Here is a 2,140-nt window from a genome sequence, read left to right on the forward strand (position 1 = left end):
CGCCCGACCGAATCGAGCCCGCCCGATCGATCTCATGAGCTCTTCGATGGTCATGACCTCGGGACCACCCAACTCGATGATCTCTCCCCGGAAGCGGCCGTCCGAGAGGATCGACACGATGGAGTCGATCAGATCGTCGACGAAGATGGGCTGGACCTGGGTCGTGCCGTCACCGAATACGGGCATGAGCCACCCGCCAGCCATCCGGGCAAGCCCCTCGGCCACGGGCGATCCGGGGCCGGTCACGATCGTAGGCCGAAGAATCGTGTAGGCCATGCCGCTTCGGGCGACGATTTGCTCCGCCTCGCGCTTCGAGTGCGCGTAGAAGTAACGTCTTTCGTCCGGATACTTCACCGCGATCGTGCTGACGTGAAGCAGCTGGCGCACACCCGCCGTCTTGGCGGCGTCGACCAGCGCCCTTGTGCCCTCTCGATTCACTCGGAAGTAATCCGCGGGCTTTGCCTTCCCGGTTACTGCCGCCAGATGGATCACGGTGTCGCAGCCTCGAAGAGCGTCCCGATAAGTGGCCGGCGTCCCGAGATCTCCACCGACGAGATCGAATCCGGAAGCAGATGTATGGTGGAGCGCGAGAGCGGACGGGTCCCGGACGAGACAAGCCACCCGCGCGTAGCGCGTCAGTTCCAACCGCTCCAACAAACGCCGACCGACGTAGCCGGTCGCGCCGGTGATGAAGAGCGACGGCCTGGAGCGGGCAGGCTTGGAGGCAGGCGCCCGCTCGCTCGAATCGACGGCGGATTTCGAGCTCTCGACGTCTCGAGCGATCCCGGTCTTCAAAAGGCTATTCCCGATGGGATGAGCGCCGCGCGTCGAAGGAGATTCATCCGGGGCGCTATGTTATTCCAGATCGGGGAGTGAGTCATCCGTCATCGATTCCGCCGGTAGACCTCCTTCAACAGGAATCGAGAGTTTCCGTTGTATTTTCTCGTTGGAGGTACGGCTCGCTCGATGCCGATTCTCACGAGGAGGTCGGTGGGCCCGGCCCGGACGTAACCCTCTCTCTCTCTGCGGTTTTCCTGCGCGCTCAAGATGTAGTCGTATTCGCCTCGAGAGCAGGTTCCCTTCGCCGCATAGAAGACGAGGGTGTGGTGACCTATCCCGTATCTCCGAAAAGGGAAGAGGCGGTAAATCGATTCCGCGAGGTCGACCTGGGTCCGGTAATCGGTTGCCTCGATGCAGGTTCGAGCTCCCAGAGCCCTGGCTTCCTGATTCACGACATAGCGTAAGGGGAAGATCGCCGCCGCGATGGCGATCACGCATGCCAGGTAGGCCACCTTGACGTAGCGGGCCTTACGTGGATCCATCGATTGCAGCGTTCTCGAGAAAGGAACCAGAAAGAGAAGGGCCACGCTGGTGAAGTAGTGGGGGTTGTACCTTCCGAAGAAGAAGACCGCCACGACGTACGCCGTTGCCGTGAGAAAGACGGCGCGTGAGAGGCCGTCCTTTTTCCCGACCCAGGGAGCGAAGAGAACGGGAAGGACGCCCGTCATCATGAGCAAGTACTTGAGATGAGGAACGTAACGCGCGGGCTCCAGGAGATCGGTCCATGAAAAGTAGTCGAGCATGCCCATTACGGACCACCTGTGGGGTCCGAGGGGATGAAACCGGTCGTAGATCGCCACCAATCCGAGGTACGCGCCGTAGATGAACAGAAAGCTCAAAGCGAGTAGGACCACCCGCTTTTTCTTTTTTTCCGTCCAGAACAGCGTCGCCAACAGAAAGAGTGTCAATCCGATCCCGTTCGACACCGAGAGCGAGGCGAAGAAGCAAGAGATGAGGAACCAGAGGGGCTCCTTCTCGACGAAGAAATAGACGGCCGAAAGGAGGTAGAAGGTGACCAGCGTGTCCACGTGGGTCGGCTCGGCGATGTCGGCGAAGTGCGGATGCCAGGTCGAATAGAAAACATTGAAAACGGCGAAGAGCGCGATGCCACCGCTAATCACAAACCGGTCCAATCGACGGTCGCTCGCCGAGAGCGCTCCCACGAGCGCGGCAATCAGAACGTAGATTCCCCACAAGACGATGAAGAACGGCAGCCGGACCGCCGCTGGGATCTCGCCCACGTGCAGGATGGACAGCAGGTTCGAATAGGCGAAGAACATGAACCGCGGGTAGAAGCCGT

General features: G+C 60.5%; 2 protein-coding genes. Both read right to left on the reverse strand.

The window, feature by feature from the left end:
- On the reverse strand, window positions 1-795 hold a 795-nt coding region (locus tag VEK15_10530; GenBank protein HXV61120.1), incomplete at its 3' end, for an NAD-dependent epimerase/dehydratase family protein.
- 89 nt (window positions 796-884) lie between these two features.
- On the reverse strand, window positions 885-2,140 hold a 1,256-nt coding region (locus tag VEK15_10535), incomplete at its 5' end, for a hypothetical protein (GenBank protein ID HXV61121.1).

Source organism: Vicinamibacteria bacterium (assembly GCA_035620555.1).
Classification (GTDB): domain Bacteria; phylum Acidobacteriota; class Vicinamibacteria; order Marinacidobacterales; family SMYC01; genus DASPGQ01.